This is a genomic window from Amycolatopsis sp. NPDC050768, from assembly GCF_040654155.1.
In the GTDB taxonomy this organism is placed as follows: Bacteria; Actinomycetota; Actinomycetes; order Mycobacteriales; family Pseudonocardiaceae; genus Amycolatopsis.
Window position 1 is genome coordinate 109,335 of record NZ_JBFAHL010000017.1, and the last position, 13,691, is coordinate 123,025.

At 70.7% G+C, this 13,691-nt stretch carries 15 protein-coding genes and 1 pseudogene; 3 read left to right on the forward strand and 13 right to left on the reverse strand.

Features of this window, described 5'->3' with window-relative positions; genetic code table 11:
- Positions 1-20: 20 nt before the first annotated feature.
- The 3 genes from AB0H62_RS38010 to AB0H62_RS38020 are packed head-to-tail and all read right to left on the reverse strand — an operon-like array spanning position 21 to position 2,779.
- Complete coding sequence (locus tag AB0H62_RS38010; RefSeq protein ID WP_360591509.1) at positions 21-524, reverse strand: AAA family ATPase; 504 nt, start codon at positions 522-524, stop codon at positions 21-23.
- Positions 521-1,141 carry a maleylpyruvate isomerase N-terminal domain-containing protein gene (locus tag AB0H62_RS38015; RefSeq protein WP_360591511.1) on the reverse strand — a complete coding sequence of 207 codons (621 nt, stop codon included), beginning with the start codon at positions 1,139-1,141 and terminating at the stop codon, positions 521-523. The genes AB0H62_RS38010 and AB0H62_RS38015 overlap by 4 nt, the downstream gene beginning before the upstream one ends.
- 42 nt (positions 1,142-1,183) lie before the next feature.
- Entirely contained in the window at positions 1,184-2,779 is a 1,596-nt protein-coding gene (locus tag AB0H62_RS38020; RefSeq protein ID WP_360591513.1) for a helix-turn-helix domain-containing protein, read from the reverse strand.
- Positions 2,780-2,935: 156 nt separating this feature from the next.
- Between AB0H62_RS38020 and pruA the strand changes: the two genes are divergently transcribed.
- Together pruA and AB0H62_RS38030 are read left to right on the forward strand one after the other, a co-directional pair.
- Entirely contained in the window at positions 2,936-4,564 is a 1,629-nt protein-coding gene (pruA, locus tag AB0H62_RS38025; protein WP_220238388.1) for an L-glutamate gamma-semialdehyde dehydrogenase, read from the forward strand.
- A gap of 13 nt (positions 4,565-4,577) precedes the next feature.
- Positions 4,578-5,507 (forward strand): proline dehydrogenase family protein, encoded by a 930-nt coding sequence (locus tag AB0H62_RS38030; protein ID WP_220238389.1) that lies wholly within the window; start codon positions 4,578-4,580, stop codon positions 5,505-5,507.
- Positions 5,508-5,591: 84 nt separating this feature from the next.
- Here the strand turns inward: AB0H62_RS38030 and trxA are convergent, their stop codons facing one another.
- Positions 5,592-5,975 carry a thioredoxin gene (trxA, locus tag AB0H62_RS38035; RefSeq protein WP_360591515.1) on the reverse strand — a complete coding sequence of 128 codons (384 nt, stop codon included), beginning with the start codon at positions 5,973-5,975 and terminating at the stop codon, positions 5,592-5,594.
- Between the two features lie 88 nt (positions 5,976-6,063).
- On the opposite strand from trxA, the gene AB0H62_RS38040 reads away from it, so the two are divergent.
- Entirely contained in the window at positions 6,064-6,306 is a 243-nt protein-coding gene (locus AB0H62_RS38040; protein WP_220238391.1) for a DUF2630 family protein, read from the forward strand.
- Between the two features lie 814 nt (positions 6,307-7,120).
- Here AB0H62_RS38040 and AB0H62_RS38045 read toward each other — a convergent pair.
- The 9 genes and pseudogenes from AB0H62_RS38045 to AB0H62_RS38085 all read right to left on the reverse strand — a co-directional run bounded on the left by AB0H62_RS38045 (position 7,121) and on the right by AB0H62_RS38085 (position 13,657).
- On the reverse strand, positions 7,121-7,789 hold the full coding sequence (locus AB0H62_RS38045) for a DNA alkylation repair protein (protein ID WP_360591517.1): 669 nt from the start codon (positions 7,787-7,789) through the stop codon (positions 7,121-7,123).
- 13 nt (positions 7,790-7,802) lie between these two features.
- A complete protein-coding gene (locus AB0H62_RS38050) occupies positions 7,803-9,368 on the reverse strand; it encodes an alpha/beta hydrolase (protein ID WP_220238393.1) in 1,566 nt (521 codons plus the stop codon).
- 68 nt (positions 9,369-9,436) lie between these two features.
- Positions 9,437-10,516 (reverse strand): ATP-dependent DNA ligase, encoded by a 1,080-nt coding sequence (locus AB0H62_RS38055; protein WP_360591520.1) that lies wholly within the window; start codon positions 10,514-10,516, stop codon positions 9,437-9,439.
- 26 nt (positions 10,517-10,542) lie between these two features.
- Complete coding sequence (locus AB0H62_RS38060) at positions 10,543-11,154, reverse strand: alkaline shock response membrane anchor protein AmaP (RefSeq protein WP_360591522.1); 612 nt, start codon at positions 11,152-11,154, stop codon at positions 10,543-10,545.
- A complete protein-coding gene (locus AB0H62_RS38065; RefSeq protein ID WP_220238396.1) occupies positions 11,151-11,687 on the reverse strand; it encodes a DUF6286 domain-containing protein in 537 nt (178 codons plus the stop codon). Before AB0H62_RS38065 ends, AB0H62_RS38060 begins: the two co-directional genes overlap by 4 nt.
- Positions 11,687-12,076, reverse strand: coding sequence for an Asp23/Gls24 family envelope stress response protein (locus AB0H62_RS38070; RefSeq protein ID WP_255637697.1), 390 nt, complete (start codon positions 12,074-12,076; stop codon positions 11,687-11,689). The genes AB0H62_RS38065 and AB0H62_RS38070 overlap by 1 nt, the downstream gene beginning before the upstream one ends.
- Entirely contained in the window at positions 12,073-12,249 is a 177-nt protein-coding gene (locus tag AB0H62_RS38075) for a hypothetical protein (protein ID WP_220238397.1), read from the reverse strand. The genes AB0H62_RS38070 and AB0H62_RS38075 overlap by 4 nt, the downstream gene beginning before the upstream one ends.
- 41 nt (positions 12,250-12,290) lie before the next feature.
- Positions 12,291-12,743 (reverse strand): Asp23/Gls24 family envelope stress response protein, encoded by a 453-nt coding sequence (locus tag AB0H62_RS38080; RefSeq protein WP_220238398.1) that lies wholly within the window; start codon positions 12,741-12,743, stop codon positions 12,291-12,293.
- Between the two features lie 204 nt (positions 12,744-12,947).
- Positions 12,948-13,657: pseudogene (locus tag AB0H62_RS38085) on the reverse strand (SAM-dependent methyltransferase).
- Positions 13,658-13,691 lie beyond the last annotated feature (34 nt).

Consider the following 13,691-nt stretch of genomic DNA (forward strand, 5'->3'; position numbering starts at 1 on the left):
CAGCCCTCAGCTCACCTTCTTCAGTTCACCGCGGCCGAAATCGTGCGCGCCACCTCGGCCGGCGGCGTGCCCGCCGTGTCGACCACTGTGGCCGATTTCTCAAGCCACGGCAGGGCTTTCTCGTACGCGTCGAGGTGATCGAGCCGCCACTGCCGAATACCCGGCTCGTCGGCCTCGATGCGCCGGCGCAGCTCGTCGCGGTCGGCGTGCAGCACGAAGTGGTGCACCGTTATGCCGCTTGCGGCCAGCCCGTCGAAGATCTCCCGCGCGTACCGCTCGACGAGGATCGTCTGCGGCGCCACGAGCGGTCCGCCGGTGTGCGCGTGAACGCGCGCCATGGTCTCGACCACCAGCGGGCGCCACAGCTCGAGGTCCTGGAAATCGCCTTCGGGCTCGGGAAACGGCACGCGCAGCAGGTACCCGACGTACTCCGGGTCGAACACACGCGCGCCCAGCAGCCCGGTGAGTTCGCGCGCGGTCGTGGTCTTGCCGGCGCCGAACGTCCCGTTGAGCCAGACGATCATCCCAGTGCCACCGGAGTGAACCCCGCAGGAGCGGGCAGCCGGCCCGTCGCATACAGCAGCGCTTCCCGGTCGTCTTCCGACGGCAATGGCTGACCGGCGACGCCCTCCACGATCGCCCGCGTCGCAGCCAGTGTCGACGCCGGCGGACCGTCCACACCGGACAGGTGCAGCGTCAGGTCGAGGTGGTGCAGCGTCGCTTCGACCACGTACGTCGTGAGGAAGTCCGCGACCGTCAGCACTTCGTCGCGGGTTTGCACGCGAGTGGCGGGATCCGCGGCCGCCGCGGCTTTCCCCGCGGCGACGGCCAGGTCGTCGAAGTGGTGCGTGAGCGAGGCCGGCCCGGAGTACGCGACGGCGCCGCGGCGGACGAACGCCGACTCCGCGTCCGTGCCGGCACCCGGTTCACCGGGCTCCCAGTAGGTCACGGCGTCGCGTGTCGCGGGCGCGTCGGTGGTCGTCACGAGCGTGACGAGGATGTCCTGCGCACCGATGACCAGGTGGAACACGAGGTCCTGCACCAGCCACCCGGCGCAGCCGGACGGCGCGACCCACTGCGCGTCGTCGAGGGAGTGGACGGCTTCCTGCAGGGCGCCCCAGGCCCGGGGGAAAAGATCCATGCCGCACCCTAGCGAGGCCGCACTCCGCCCCGCACAAGGTTTCTACAGCCGCAGCTGCAGCTGCGTGAGCAGCCGCTGAGCCGGATCCCCGAGGTCGACACCGGATACCTCCGCCGCCCGCCGCACGCGGTACCGCACGGTGTTCGGGTGGATGTTCAACGCCTTCGCGGCCGCCCGCGCATCCCCGAACGCATCGAGGTATGCGAGCACCGCCGGCACGAGGATGCCGCCGTGGTCGGCGTCGTGCGCCAGCAGTTCGGTCAGCCGCGGGTCGCGGATGCGCGGCTGGTCCGCGAGGTACGCCAGCACCTCCGACAGCAGCACGTCGGCGCGCACATCCGCCAGCGACGCGACGGCTTCGGGCCAGCGCCCGCGCGCCATCGCGAGCAGCACGCGGTCCGCGTCACCGCGAGACGCGACCGCCTCGGACAGCCGGGGGACCACGCCGCCGAGCGCGGCACGCACCGGCACGTCGAGGTGCCGCTCCGCCGCCGTCACGATCTCCTTGGCCAGAGCCAGAACCGCCGCGTCCGAATGCTCCGGCAGGTCGGGCAGCAACGCGTAGACGCGCGCGCCCAGCACGCTCACCAGGGCACTGCGCCGGTACGCGGCGGTGTGCACCGCGATCAGGTGCACCAGCTCCGCGCGCCGCAGCAGCCGGTCCGACGCGGCGGGACCGGTCGACGACAACGCGAACGTCAGCACCTGCGCGGGCCGCGCGGGATCGGCGCCGATGTCGTCGGCCACCGACTCGGCGTCGACGCGGCCTTCAAGCAGCCCGGCCAGCAGGTCTTCGCGCAGCCGCAGCTGGGGGCTCGGCAGCGTGCGGGCCCGGATGAGCTGCGGCGCCAGCGTGCGGCTCGCGCCGAGCAGCGCCACCTCCGCCTGTTCGGTGAGCGGCGTGGCGCCCTCCTGCACCCAGATCGTGCCCAGGGGCTGCGACCCCGCGTGGATGCCGGCCGCGATGCGCCGGCGGATGCCCAGCTCGGGCCGTTCGTCGATCCGCACGATCCCCTCGCCCGCGCGCAGCCGCTGGTAGACGCCCCATTCCCGCAGCATCGCCAGGTACCGCTCGGGTCCCTCGCGCCCGAGGATCGACAGCCGGCGCAGCTCGTCGACCTCGTCCGACGATCGCGAGTACGCCAGCACGCGGCTCGCGGTGTCCTCGATGCTGACCAGGCCGCCGGTGAGCGTCGCGACTGTCTGGGCCAGGGCGAACAGGTCGCCCAGCACCTCGCCGGTCTCGGCCTCGCCGCCGGCGCGGGCCGCGTCGACGACCCCGCGCGCCAGCGCCTCCACCTGCTCCCACCGCGCCTCGGGCCCCACCGTGAGCAGTGCGACGCCCGCGTCGGCCGCCACGTCCGTGCCGCCTTCGCCCTTCACAGCCACCGCGGCCGCGCCGCCGCGCCCGGCCGCGCGGATGGCCGCGGCCGCCGCCCGGCCGCGCGCGCCGATCACCAGCACGAGGTCACCCGGGTGGGCTTCCGGCGGGTCTTCGGGGTCGAGTATCACCACGTCGTCGACCCGCACGCCCAGCCCCTGAGGCGCCACGAGCACCCGTACGAGCGGCTCGCCCAGCGTCGCCAGCACGTGGCGCAGCGAGGTGGCGGGCAGGCCATCGGAAGCTTCGGCTGTCACCGGGCCACCTTCATCCGATCGGACAAGTTCACCACCCTGATTCTAGCCGGTCGGACAAACCTGCCGGCGCGTTCCGGAGTTACCGTTCGGGCATCCCAGCAGTACAGAGCACCAGTACCTAGAAGCACCGCAGAAGAAAGACCCGAGGGAGCCGCCGTGGACGCCGTGACCCAGACACCCACCCCGAAGAACGAGCCGGTGTACACCTACGCACCGGGCAGCGCCGAGCGCGCCGAGCTGGAAGGGGCGCTGAAGAAACTGGGTCAGGCCGGTCCGGTCGACCTGACCGTGACCGTCGGCGGCGAGCAGCGCGCCGGGGGCGGCGAGAAGATCGACGTCGTCGAGCCGCACAACCACAGCCACGTGCTCGGCACCATCACCAGCGCGTCGAAGGAAGACACGCAAGACGCCATCGCCGCCGCCGGCAAGGCCGCCCCGGAGTGGCGCGCGCTGTCGTTCGACGACCGCGCCGCCGTGCTGCTGCGCGCCGCCGACCTGCTCACCGGCCCGTGGCGCGCCACGCTCAACGCCGCCACCATGCTCGGCCAGTCGAAGACCGCCACACAGGCCGAGATCGACGCCGCGTGCGAGCTCGCCGACTTCTGGCGCTTCAACGTCGAGTTCGGCCGACGCATCCTCGCCGAGCAGCCCTCCAGCTCGCCCGGCGTGTGGAACCGCATGGAGCACCGCCCGCTCGAGGGCTTCGTCTACGCGATCACGCCGTTCAACTTCACCGCGATCGCCGGCAACCTGCCCACCGCGCCCGCGCTCATGGGCAACACCGTGCTGTGGAAGCCCTCGCCGACGCAGAGCTTCGCCGCGCACTTGACCATGCGGGTGCTCGAAGAAGCCGGCATGCCGCCGGGCGTGATCAACCTGCTCCCCGGCGACGGCAAGGCCGTGTCCGAGGTGGCGCTGACGCACCGTGACCTGGCAGGCATCCACTTCACCGGTTCCACGCCGACGTTCCAGCACCTGTGGAGCACGGTCGGCGCGAACATCGCCGGCTACCGCGGCTACCCGCGTCTGGTCGGCGAGACCGGCGGCAAGGACTTCGTGCTCGCGCACCCGTCGGCCGACCTCGACGTGCTGCGCACGGCGCTGGTCCGCGGCGCCTTCGAGTACCAGGGCCAGAAGTGCTCCGCGGCTTCGCGTGCGTACGTGCCGCGCAGCCTGTGGGAGCAGCTGAAGGACGGCCTGGTCAGCGAGACCGAAGCCATCACCTACGGCGACGTCAGCGACCTGTCGCACTTCGGTGGCGCTGTGATCGACCGTCGCGCGTTCGACAAGCACGCGTCGCTGTTCGAGCGGGTGAAGGGCGACGCCGAGGTCGAGATCCTCACCGGCGGTACCGCCGACGACAGCGTGGGCTACTTCGTGCAGCCGACCATCCTCGTGTCGGGCAACCCGAAGCACGAGATCTTCAGCACCGAGTACTTCGGCCCGATCCTGTCGGTCCACGTGTACGAAGACGCGCAGTTCGACGACCTGCTCAAGGTCATCGACGAGACGGCCTCGTACGCGCTCACCGGTTCCGTGATCGCCAACGACCGCACCGCCGTCGCCAAGGCCTCGCAGGCGCTGCGCTACACGGCGGGCAACTTCTACGTCAACGACAAGCCGACCGGTGCCGTCGTCGGGCAGCAGCCGTTCGGCGGGGCCCGCGCTTCGGGCACCAACGACAAGGCCGGCTCGATCTTCAACCTGCTCCGCTGGACGAGCCCGCGCTCGATCAAGGAGACGTTCGTGCCGCCGACCACCGTGCGCTACCCGCACCAGGGCTGAGGGAGAGACCGCCATGCTGCGTGCCCCGCTGCTCGCCGCCGCCCGATCCCGGCGGATGCGCGCGTTGATCGAAGCAGTGCCCGCGACGCGATCCGTCGTGCGCCGCTTCGTCTCCGGGTCCACGACCGCCGACGCCGTGCGCGCCGCGCGCGAGCTGGCCGCCGACGGCCGGTCGATCACCATCGACCATCTCGGTGAGGACACGACCGACGCCACCCAGGCGGCCACCACGGTCCGGGCCTACGAGGACCTGCTCTCGGCGCTCGCCGACCAGGGCCTCGCCGCCGGTGCCGACGTCTCGGTGAAGCTCTCGGCCGTCGGGCAGTTCCTGCCCGGTGACGGCGAGGGCGTGGCGCTGGAGAACGCGCGCAAGATCTGCGCGGCGGCCGAGGCGGTCGGCGCGACGGTGACGCTCGACATGGAGGACCACACCACCACGGACTCGACGCTCGCGATCCTGCGGGAGCTGCGCGGCGAGTACCCGTGGGTCGGTGCGGTGCTGCAGGCCTACCTCAAGCGCACCGAGCAGGACTGCCGCGAGCTGTCCGGCCCGGGGTCGCGCGTGCGGCTGTGCAAGGGCGCCTACGCGGAGCCTTCGTCGGTGGCGTTCGAGGACAAGGCCGAGGTCGACACGTCCTACGTGCGCTGCCTGCGCGTGCTGATGGCGGGCGAGGGCTACCCCATGGTGGCCTCGCACGACCCGCGGATGATCGCCATCGCGAAGAAGCTGGCCGCCGACAACGGCCGCAAGCCCGGCGACCACGAGTTCCAGATGCTCTACGGCATCCGCCCGGAGGAGCAGAAGAACCTCGCGGCCGAGGGGCGCACGATGCGCGTGTACGTGCCGTGCGGCGACGAGTGGTACGGCTACTTCATGCGCCGGCTCGCCGAGCGTCCGGCCAACCTGGCGTTCTTCCTGCGCGGGCTCGTCACCCGCTCCTGAGGACCTGCGAAGGCCCCCTCCACCACGTCATCCGTGGTTGAGGGGGCCTTCGTCGTTCGTGACCCCTTGCTCGGGGGTGGTGCGTCAGGCCTGCTCCTGGGCGGCCTGCTCGGCCTGCTCTGCGGCGGCCTTCTTGACCTCGTCCATGTCGACCTCGCGGGCCTGGCGGATGAGGTCCTCCAGCGCCGGCTCCGGCAGCGAGCCCGGCTGCGCGTAGATCAGCGTCTTGTCGCGGATCACGGCCAGCGTCGGGATCGACCGGATGTCGAACGCGGCGGCCAGCTGCTGCTCGGCCTCCGTGTCGACCTTGGCGAAGACGATGTCGGAGTGCTTCTCCGACGACTTGTCATACACCGGCGCGAACTGGCGACACGGCCCGCACCAGCTCGCCCAGAAGTCGATCAGGACGAAGTCGTTGTCGGTCACGGTCTGGTCGAAGTTGGCGGTGGTCAGCTCAACGGTGCTCATGATGGGGTCAACGGACGGCGCCGGGCGGGAATTCCCCGGCGGCGGGTAGCGTCATGGGCCGGTTAGTACGAGGTGAGGAGGACCACCCATGGCGAACGGCGAGATCCTGGGCCGCATCGACGAGCTCATCGCGGAAGAGCACCAGCTGCGGTCGCGTTCGGTCGGTACCGGGCTGTCCGGTGACGACCAGACGAAGCTGACGAAGGTGGAGCAGGAGCTCGACCAGTGCTGGGACCTGTTGAGGCAGCGGCGCGCTCGGACGGAGTTCCACGAGAACCCGGATGAGGCGTCGGTGCGGTCTGTGGGTGAGGTTGAGGGGTATCGGCAGTAGGTTTTTGGGTGCCGGCTCGGCGTGCGGAGCGCACCATTGCCGGATATAAGGGTGTGTGGGTGGGCACCCCGATTATTAATTGTCACTACGGTCTGGGTCGGTTTGTCAAGGCGGGAAAGAGTACCTTGACAAACCGACCCAGGCCGTGTTGTGGAAAAGAATCGGGGGGCCGGCCGGGGGAAGGTTGCGGGGAGGGGATAGGTGGGCTGGTGGGTTGCGCTGCCGGGTGGTGGTTGACTGGGGGCAAGAGCGGCGCAATTCGGGTGGTGTGGTTGCCTTTGAAATCGCGCGCAGTTATGCGGCCCCGGTTCGCTCAATTCTGAGTATTTTCGCCGCTTCCGGCTGGCGATGCGCCCTTCGGCTAGCCGGACGTCTAGCGCCGAAACGCTGAGTCCCAGTCCCAGCCCATACCCTGCGCCCCGCCTGTCACCCGCCTGCACCGCACCTACCTCGGCGGCTTTTGCGACCTCTCAGTTCCCGGCCGCACATAGAACCCGCCACCCCCTCAATCCTGCGGGCTCTGGCCTCTACCCGCCTGCCTCGCGGCCGCGCGACTCACCCTCCACCCAAGCTCCCCTCGCTCTTGCCTCTACTCACCCTCAGCCCGGCGACGCAACTCACCGCCTACCTGACCTCCCCGCGTTCTTGCCTCTACCCAACCCCCACCCGGCAACGCAAACGAAGCTCTCCCAACCCCTCCCCGCAACCTTCCCCCGCCCGGCCCCCCGATCTCTACCGTAGTGACGATCAAAAATCGGGGTGCCCATCTCCGCCCCCGATATCCGGCAATGGTGCGCTCCGCGCCGAGCCGTCCCTACTTGGCTTTCCGAGAAACCATCTCCGCAATCCAGACCGGCGCATACGGCGACGTACAATTCGCCGGCGTCGGATAATCCTTCAAAACCCCCAACCGCTCCCCAATCCCCACCGCGCGACCCCTCAAACCCGGATGCTCAATCCCAATCTCCGCAAGACAATGATTCATCGCCCACTGCAACCGCTCGGGCGAATCCTTCATCTCACCCTCGATAACATCCAGCAACCCACCAAGATCCAGCCCATCAGGAGCCTTCGCCACAAGATCGGTAGTCAACGCCCACCCAGCACTGGCCACCACCGGATCCGAATCACCGAACCACGCAACCCGCAGCTCCTCAACATGAGGACTCTTCTTCACGACATACCCCACCAGCCAGTCATGCACCTTCGGCGTCCGAGCCCCGCGCAGCATCGCGTCCAACTCAACAAGCTCAAACGACTTCGGCCGGCAAATCAGCAGTGCCACCAGCCTCGCAGCACTGTCCCCAGTAGCCCAAAGCTCAACAGCAAGCTCATGCTGCGTCTTCAACCTCTTGGCCAGCGCACGCAACTTACCGAGATTCACCCCATGGTCATCACCATGTTTCTCGTTCACCGCACGAGATCTCGGGTCCTCGAGGGTGGCCAATTCGGCCAGCACCTCGGCCACAGTGCTGTCGGTCACGGTGAACCCCCTGTCAAGCCGGGCACAGAGTCCCGTCAGTCGGAACCTTCCCATCGATCAAAAACGCCTGAACAGCCGATGTCACACACGGCGACTGCCCGACCGCCCCATGCCCAGCGCCCTGCCACGAAATGGTCACCGCACTCGGCATCTGATCCGCAGCCCGCGTGGTCCCGATCTCCGGCGTCACCGGGTCAGCAGCCGTCGCAGCGACCAAAATCGGCGGCGCGCCAGGTGCCCCGGCAGCAGGCAACGGCTCCCGACGCACCGGCCACGCCCCACACCACGCGAGCTCCTGCGCAACAGCCGACCCGAACTGCGGATACTTGGCCCGCATGCCCTCGTCGACCTTGTTGATCTGATCAGCAGGCAGCCGGGTAGCCGCGTCGTTGCACCGAGTCGCCATCACGCCGCCGATCCGCGACGTACGCCCCTGCGCATCGACGATCACCGGGTCCGCGAACGACTCCAGCGCAGTCACGTCGCCGGACTTGGCCGCAGCCAGCGCATCGGCAAGCGCAGGCCACCGCGTGCGGTCAGCCAACCCGAGATACACGGCGTAAGTCGCGATACCGGGAGTCACCGTGACCCCGTCCGGAGTCGTCTCCGGCGCCGCGCGCAAGCGGTCGGTCACGGCCTTCAACGCCGCCTTCGGATCCCCCATCGAACACCCACGAGCCGCGCAATCAGCCCCGAACGCATCCAACGTCGCCTGCGCACCCGCCGCGACAGCGTCCAGCACCGCAGCACGATCCTGTCCAGGATCCGGCAGGCCGTCCAGAACCATCCGCCCCACCTGCGCGGGATAGCGCACGGCGTACTCCGACAGCACCTTCGAGCCATCACCGCGCCCGAGGGCGTTGAGGTGCGGCACGCCGAGCTGGGTCCGCAGCACCTCGAGATCGCCCGCGGTGCGCCAGCTGTCCAGCGCCGTCTGGGCCGTGTCGAGGTCGATGGCGCACTGCTGGCCGGCGCGGCGAGACGCGTCGAGGACGTCCGAGAGGTCGCCCTGGGCCGGGTCGGCGCCGAGCAGCGCTTCGCGTGCTTCCGGGGGCACGCATTGCACGCCGCCCGAAAGGCCGGTGCCGCGGCGGTCCACGCCGATCAGCGAGAACTTCTGCAGGAACGCGGGTGGCAGCTGCGAGGCCAGGCGCGCGGCGAAGACGGAGCCGGGTTCGCCGCCGATGTCGTTCACGACCACGAGCGGGATCGGGCCGTCGCCGGCCTTGAGCACGAGGATGCGCGCGAGCAGGTGCTGTGTGTCGTCGGGCGCGTCGAGCGGGCTGGTCAGGCGCGCGCACGTGAAGTGCAGCGAGTCCGGCGCGGCGGGGGAGCCCATGCGCTGGCGGGTGTCGTCGTCGCAGTCGGTCCAGCGCAGGCTGGACCCCTGCGGTTGCGCGAGCGGCGGCAGCGGCACGGGCGCGGCGCTGGGGGCCGGCGGCTGCGTGGCCTGACCGTCGTTGTCCACCACCGCCGGGCGCACCGACGGTCCCGTGGTGCAGCCCGCGACGGTCAACGCCGCCACCAGCACTGCCACCAGTGCACGCAGACGGGGGCGGCTGGTGGAACGGCGGCGCACGGGCTGGTCCTCACGTGGTGTCGGTGGAGCTGTCCGACGAGCTTGGCACGCCGGGTGTGACGCGGAAGTTAGCGGGTCCGCACGACTTCGCCGCGGAACACCGCCGACAGGTCGTAGCGCGCCGGTTCGTCCAGCTGCGCGTAGCCGCACGACGCCGGTTCCCGGTCCGGGCGCCACCGCTTGAACTGCGCGGTGTGCCGGAACCGCGCGGGCTCGCCGCCCTCGGTGTGCTCGTATCCCACCTCGACCACGCGCTCCAGCTTCAGCGGTACCCACGCGTGCTCGGTGGAGCGCCAGCGCGTGATGCCGCCCGGGATCCGCTGGCCCTCGCGCACGGCGTCGCCCACCCACGGGTGGCCCTCGCCGTCGGTGATCAGCGGGGCCAGCTCCTCGGCCAGCTCACGGCGCCGCTTGACCGGGAACGAGCCGACCACGCCAACGTGGTGCAGCAGCCCGTCGGCGTCGTACAGCCCGAGCAGGAACGACCCGACGGCCTCACCCGGCTCGCCGTCGACGTGCCAGCGCAGCCCGGCCAGCACGCAGTCCGCCGTGCGAGAGTGCTTGTACTTGAACAGCACGCGCTTGCCCGGCGAGTACGGCTCGTCGAGCGGCTTGCCGATCACGCCGTCGAGCCCCGCGCCCTCGAACAGCTCGAACCAGTGCCGCGCGGTGTCCGGGTCGGTCGTGGCCGGCGTGAGGTGCACGCCTTCACCCGCGATGCCCTCCAGTCGCGCACGCCGCGCAGACGTCGGTTCGTCCATGAACGACTCCGAGCCCAGCGCGAGCACGTCGAATGCCACGAACTCGGCGGGCGTCTCCTTCGCCAGCAGCTGCACGCGGGAGTCGGCCGGGTGGATGCGCTCGGTCAGCGCGTCGAAGTCGAGCTTGCCGCCGCGGCCCACGACCAGCTCGCCGTCGAGCACGACCTGCTCGGGCAGCGTCGCCAGCAGCCGCTCCACGACCTCCGGGAAGTAGCGGTTGAGCGGCTTTTCGGCGCGCGACTGCAGGGTGAGCTCGTCGCCGTCGCGGAAGGCCAGGCAGCGGAACCCGTCCCACTTGGGCTCGAACAGCAGCCCGCCGGTGTCGGGGATCGCCTTCGCCGGCTTGGCGAGCATGGGCTTGATCGGAGCCTGCACGGGGAGGGCCATGCGGGCATTCTGTGCGAAACGCGCGGTCAGCGCACGCGTGCCGGGCCCGTCGTGTCGAGTTCGAGCCGCACGGCCGTGGGCAGCGAGTCGAGCCCGAGCGCCTCGCGGGCGCGGGCGAGCACGTACGTGTCGAGGTCGGTCCAGATGCGCCGGACGTCGGTGCCTTCGCTCAGCCACAGCGTCACGCGCAGCGCCGGCTCGGCGGACGTGCCGACCGCGCGCGCCCTCGCCCGGGTGACGCCGGCGATGGCCTCGGCGTCGGTCTGCACCGCGCCGGCGAGCGCGCCGGCGGTCACGGTGAGCTCGGCGCCCGGCGTCTCGTCGAGCGCCAGGTCGGGACGGCGTTCGGGGCGCAGCGAGCGGAAGAACCACCACAGCCCCAGCACGAACAGCAGCACGCCGAGCACGACGGCGCCGATCCGCGCGGACAGCTGGTGCCCGGCCAGCCAGCTCACGGCCATCGGGTCGAGCAGCGGCCGCTGCGCGCGGAACTCGCCGAGCCAGCCCTGTCCGACCACGAGCGCGGCCGCGCCCGCGAGGACCGCGACCAGTCCGAGCAGGAACGTCAGCGTGCGCTCGGCGCTGTGTGAACGGGCCAGCGCACGGGCCGATGTACGGCTTGCGGTGGAGCCTGTCATCGGCGGTCCTTCGGTGAGTCGACGACCACGGACACCTTCGGCCGGCGCTCGAGCGGGACGTCGTCCAGCACCGTCGCGACGGTCTCCAGCAGCCGCGGCCGCAGCTGTTCCTCGTTCTCCAGCCGGCTGGTCGCACGCACGCGCACCTTCCGGGCGCTCGCCGTCACGCTCGCGCCGGTGACATTGGCCTGCGCGCGCACGGCGAGCCCGACCAGGCGCGCGAGTGCCCGCGGCGACGTGCTCACGCAGATCCCGTCGGCCGGGTCGGCCATCCGCACGGCCTGGCTGCCCGCGGTGAGGGCGAACAGCACGAACAGCAGCCCGGCCACGAGCACGACCACCGCCGTGACCCGCACGGACGTGCTGGTCCACGACAGCGCGGCGAGGTCTTCGCGCCAGCGTTCCCACGGCACGATCAGCGGTGCCCGGCCCGGCTGCCACCAGCGCCACCCGACCTCGATCGCCAGCAGGGCCCCGCCGACCGCGACTGCCAGACCGAGCACAGTGGACAGGAACCGCACGAGGAACCGCATCAGCGCACCCGCGCCCGGACGTCGGGCAGCAGCGCGGAAACCGTCACGGCGATCGAGCGCACGTGGTACGCCGTGATCCGCTCGACCTCCTCGGTCACCTTCGCGCGCACGTCACCCGTCACGGTCCGGACCGGCGCCGGGTACCGCAACGCGAGCTCCAGCGCCAGGTCCACGTCGTTGTCCTCGCCGTCGACCTTCGCGCTCGCGCCGGATCGGCCCCGGGTGAGGCCGGCGACGCGGCGTTCGGTCTGCACCGTGCCGGGCACGAGGTCCGCGGCGTGCTGCGCGACCTTGCGCACCACGGCGTGGGCGATGCTGAGGCTGCCGCGCTCCTCGGGTTCGGCCAGGTCGCCGCGCGGCAGGTCGACCGGGAGCGGCTGCCCGGTCACTTGTCGCGGCCCCGGCCGAAGAGGTCGCCGAGGTCGAGCTCACCGTCGACGACGCGGCCGATGACCAGCCCCACGACCCCCACGGCGAACGTGACCAGGAAGGCGGTGAACCCCTGGGTTGCGGCGAGGCCGAGAATCAGCCCGGCGAGGATCCCGGTCTGCGTTGCGTTCAACGTTTCCTCCTGGTGCTGGGTGGTCGGAGAGTCGCGCGGCGCTATTCCACGCGAGAGGACTCGGGTTCGTCGTCCTCGTCGGGCAGGTGGACGTCGTTGACCGCGATGTTCACCTCGATCACCTCGAGCGCGGTGATTTGTTCCACGGCCTCGATCACGTTGCGCCGCACGGCTCGTGACACCTCGACGATCCGCGCGCCGTACTCCACGACCAGGTCGAGGTCGATCGCCGTCTGCTTCTCGCCCACCTCCACGGCGACGCCCGCGGTGGACGTCGTGCCGGAGCCGGGAATCCGCTCCTTCAGCGCGCCGAACGCGCGCGACACCCCGCCGCCCAGCGCGTGGACGCCGGCGATCTCGCGTGCCGCGAGCCCGGCGACCTTCTGCACCACCAGCGACGAGATCGTGGTCCGGCCGGCGGACCCCTCCTCGTTGAGCGGTGTGGTGATCGCGGTTCCCGGAACATCGGTCCGGCGGGGGCTCGGCTGCACCATGGAGTTCGCTCCTCGCTGTCGGTGGGGGACGGCGCCGCTGGTGTCGGCGCCGGAAGCTTGCCCACTCCTACGATGTCCGAACCGGGGAAAAGCTCACGGCGGGTCACTCGAACGGGTGAGTTCGGCCCGGTGAGCGGTCGGTTCGGGGCGAGGGAACGACCGTGGCCGCCAGGGGATGCGGCCTCGGAACAGCGATTCGGAGATTCAGAGCTTGCGCGCCACGCCACCCGCGATGATCTGCTGCGCGATCGTCGGCTTCGTGTACCGCGGGCCGTCGGGCCACCACTCGGCCACGGGCACGATGTCGGCCTCGCCGACGGCGCTGGACGGGATGATCTCCAGCTCGTGGAACAGCTCGCGGATCTCGGTCTTGGTGCGCGCGGTGATGTCCCGCATGGAGCCCCGGCGGATGACCTCGAGGGTCGCCTGGAGCGTCGAGTCGTACTCGGAGCCGTCGTCCGGGTCGAGCACGTGGCTGATCACCACGAACGAGCCCGGCGGCAGGCGGTCGATGAACTGCTTGGTCACCTCGGCCGGGCGGCCCCGGTCGCCCTTGTAGTGGTGCAGCGCGGCCACGAACAGCAGCGCGATCGGCTGCGACCAGTCGAGCGCGCCGAGCACCTCGGGGTTGTCGAGGATGCTTTCGGGCTCGAAGATGTCGGCCCGCACGAACTTCGTGTTGTTGTTCTCCTCCAGCAGCGCGCGCCCGTGGGCGGCCACGACCGGGTCGTAGTCGACGTAGACGACCTTCGCCTCGGGGTGGATCCGCTGCACCACTGGTGCACGTTCTCGGCGGTCGGCAGGCCCGAGCCGCAGTCGAGGAACTGGCGCACCTCGGTGTTGTTCGCGAGGAAGCGGCACACGCGGGTCAGGAAGTTGCGGTTCTCCCAGGCAACGTCGGGCACCTCGGGCATCGCGGCGATGATCCGCTCGGCCTCGTGGCGGAAA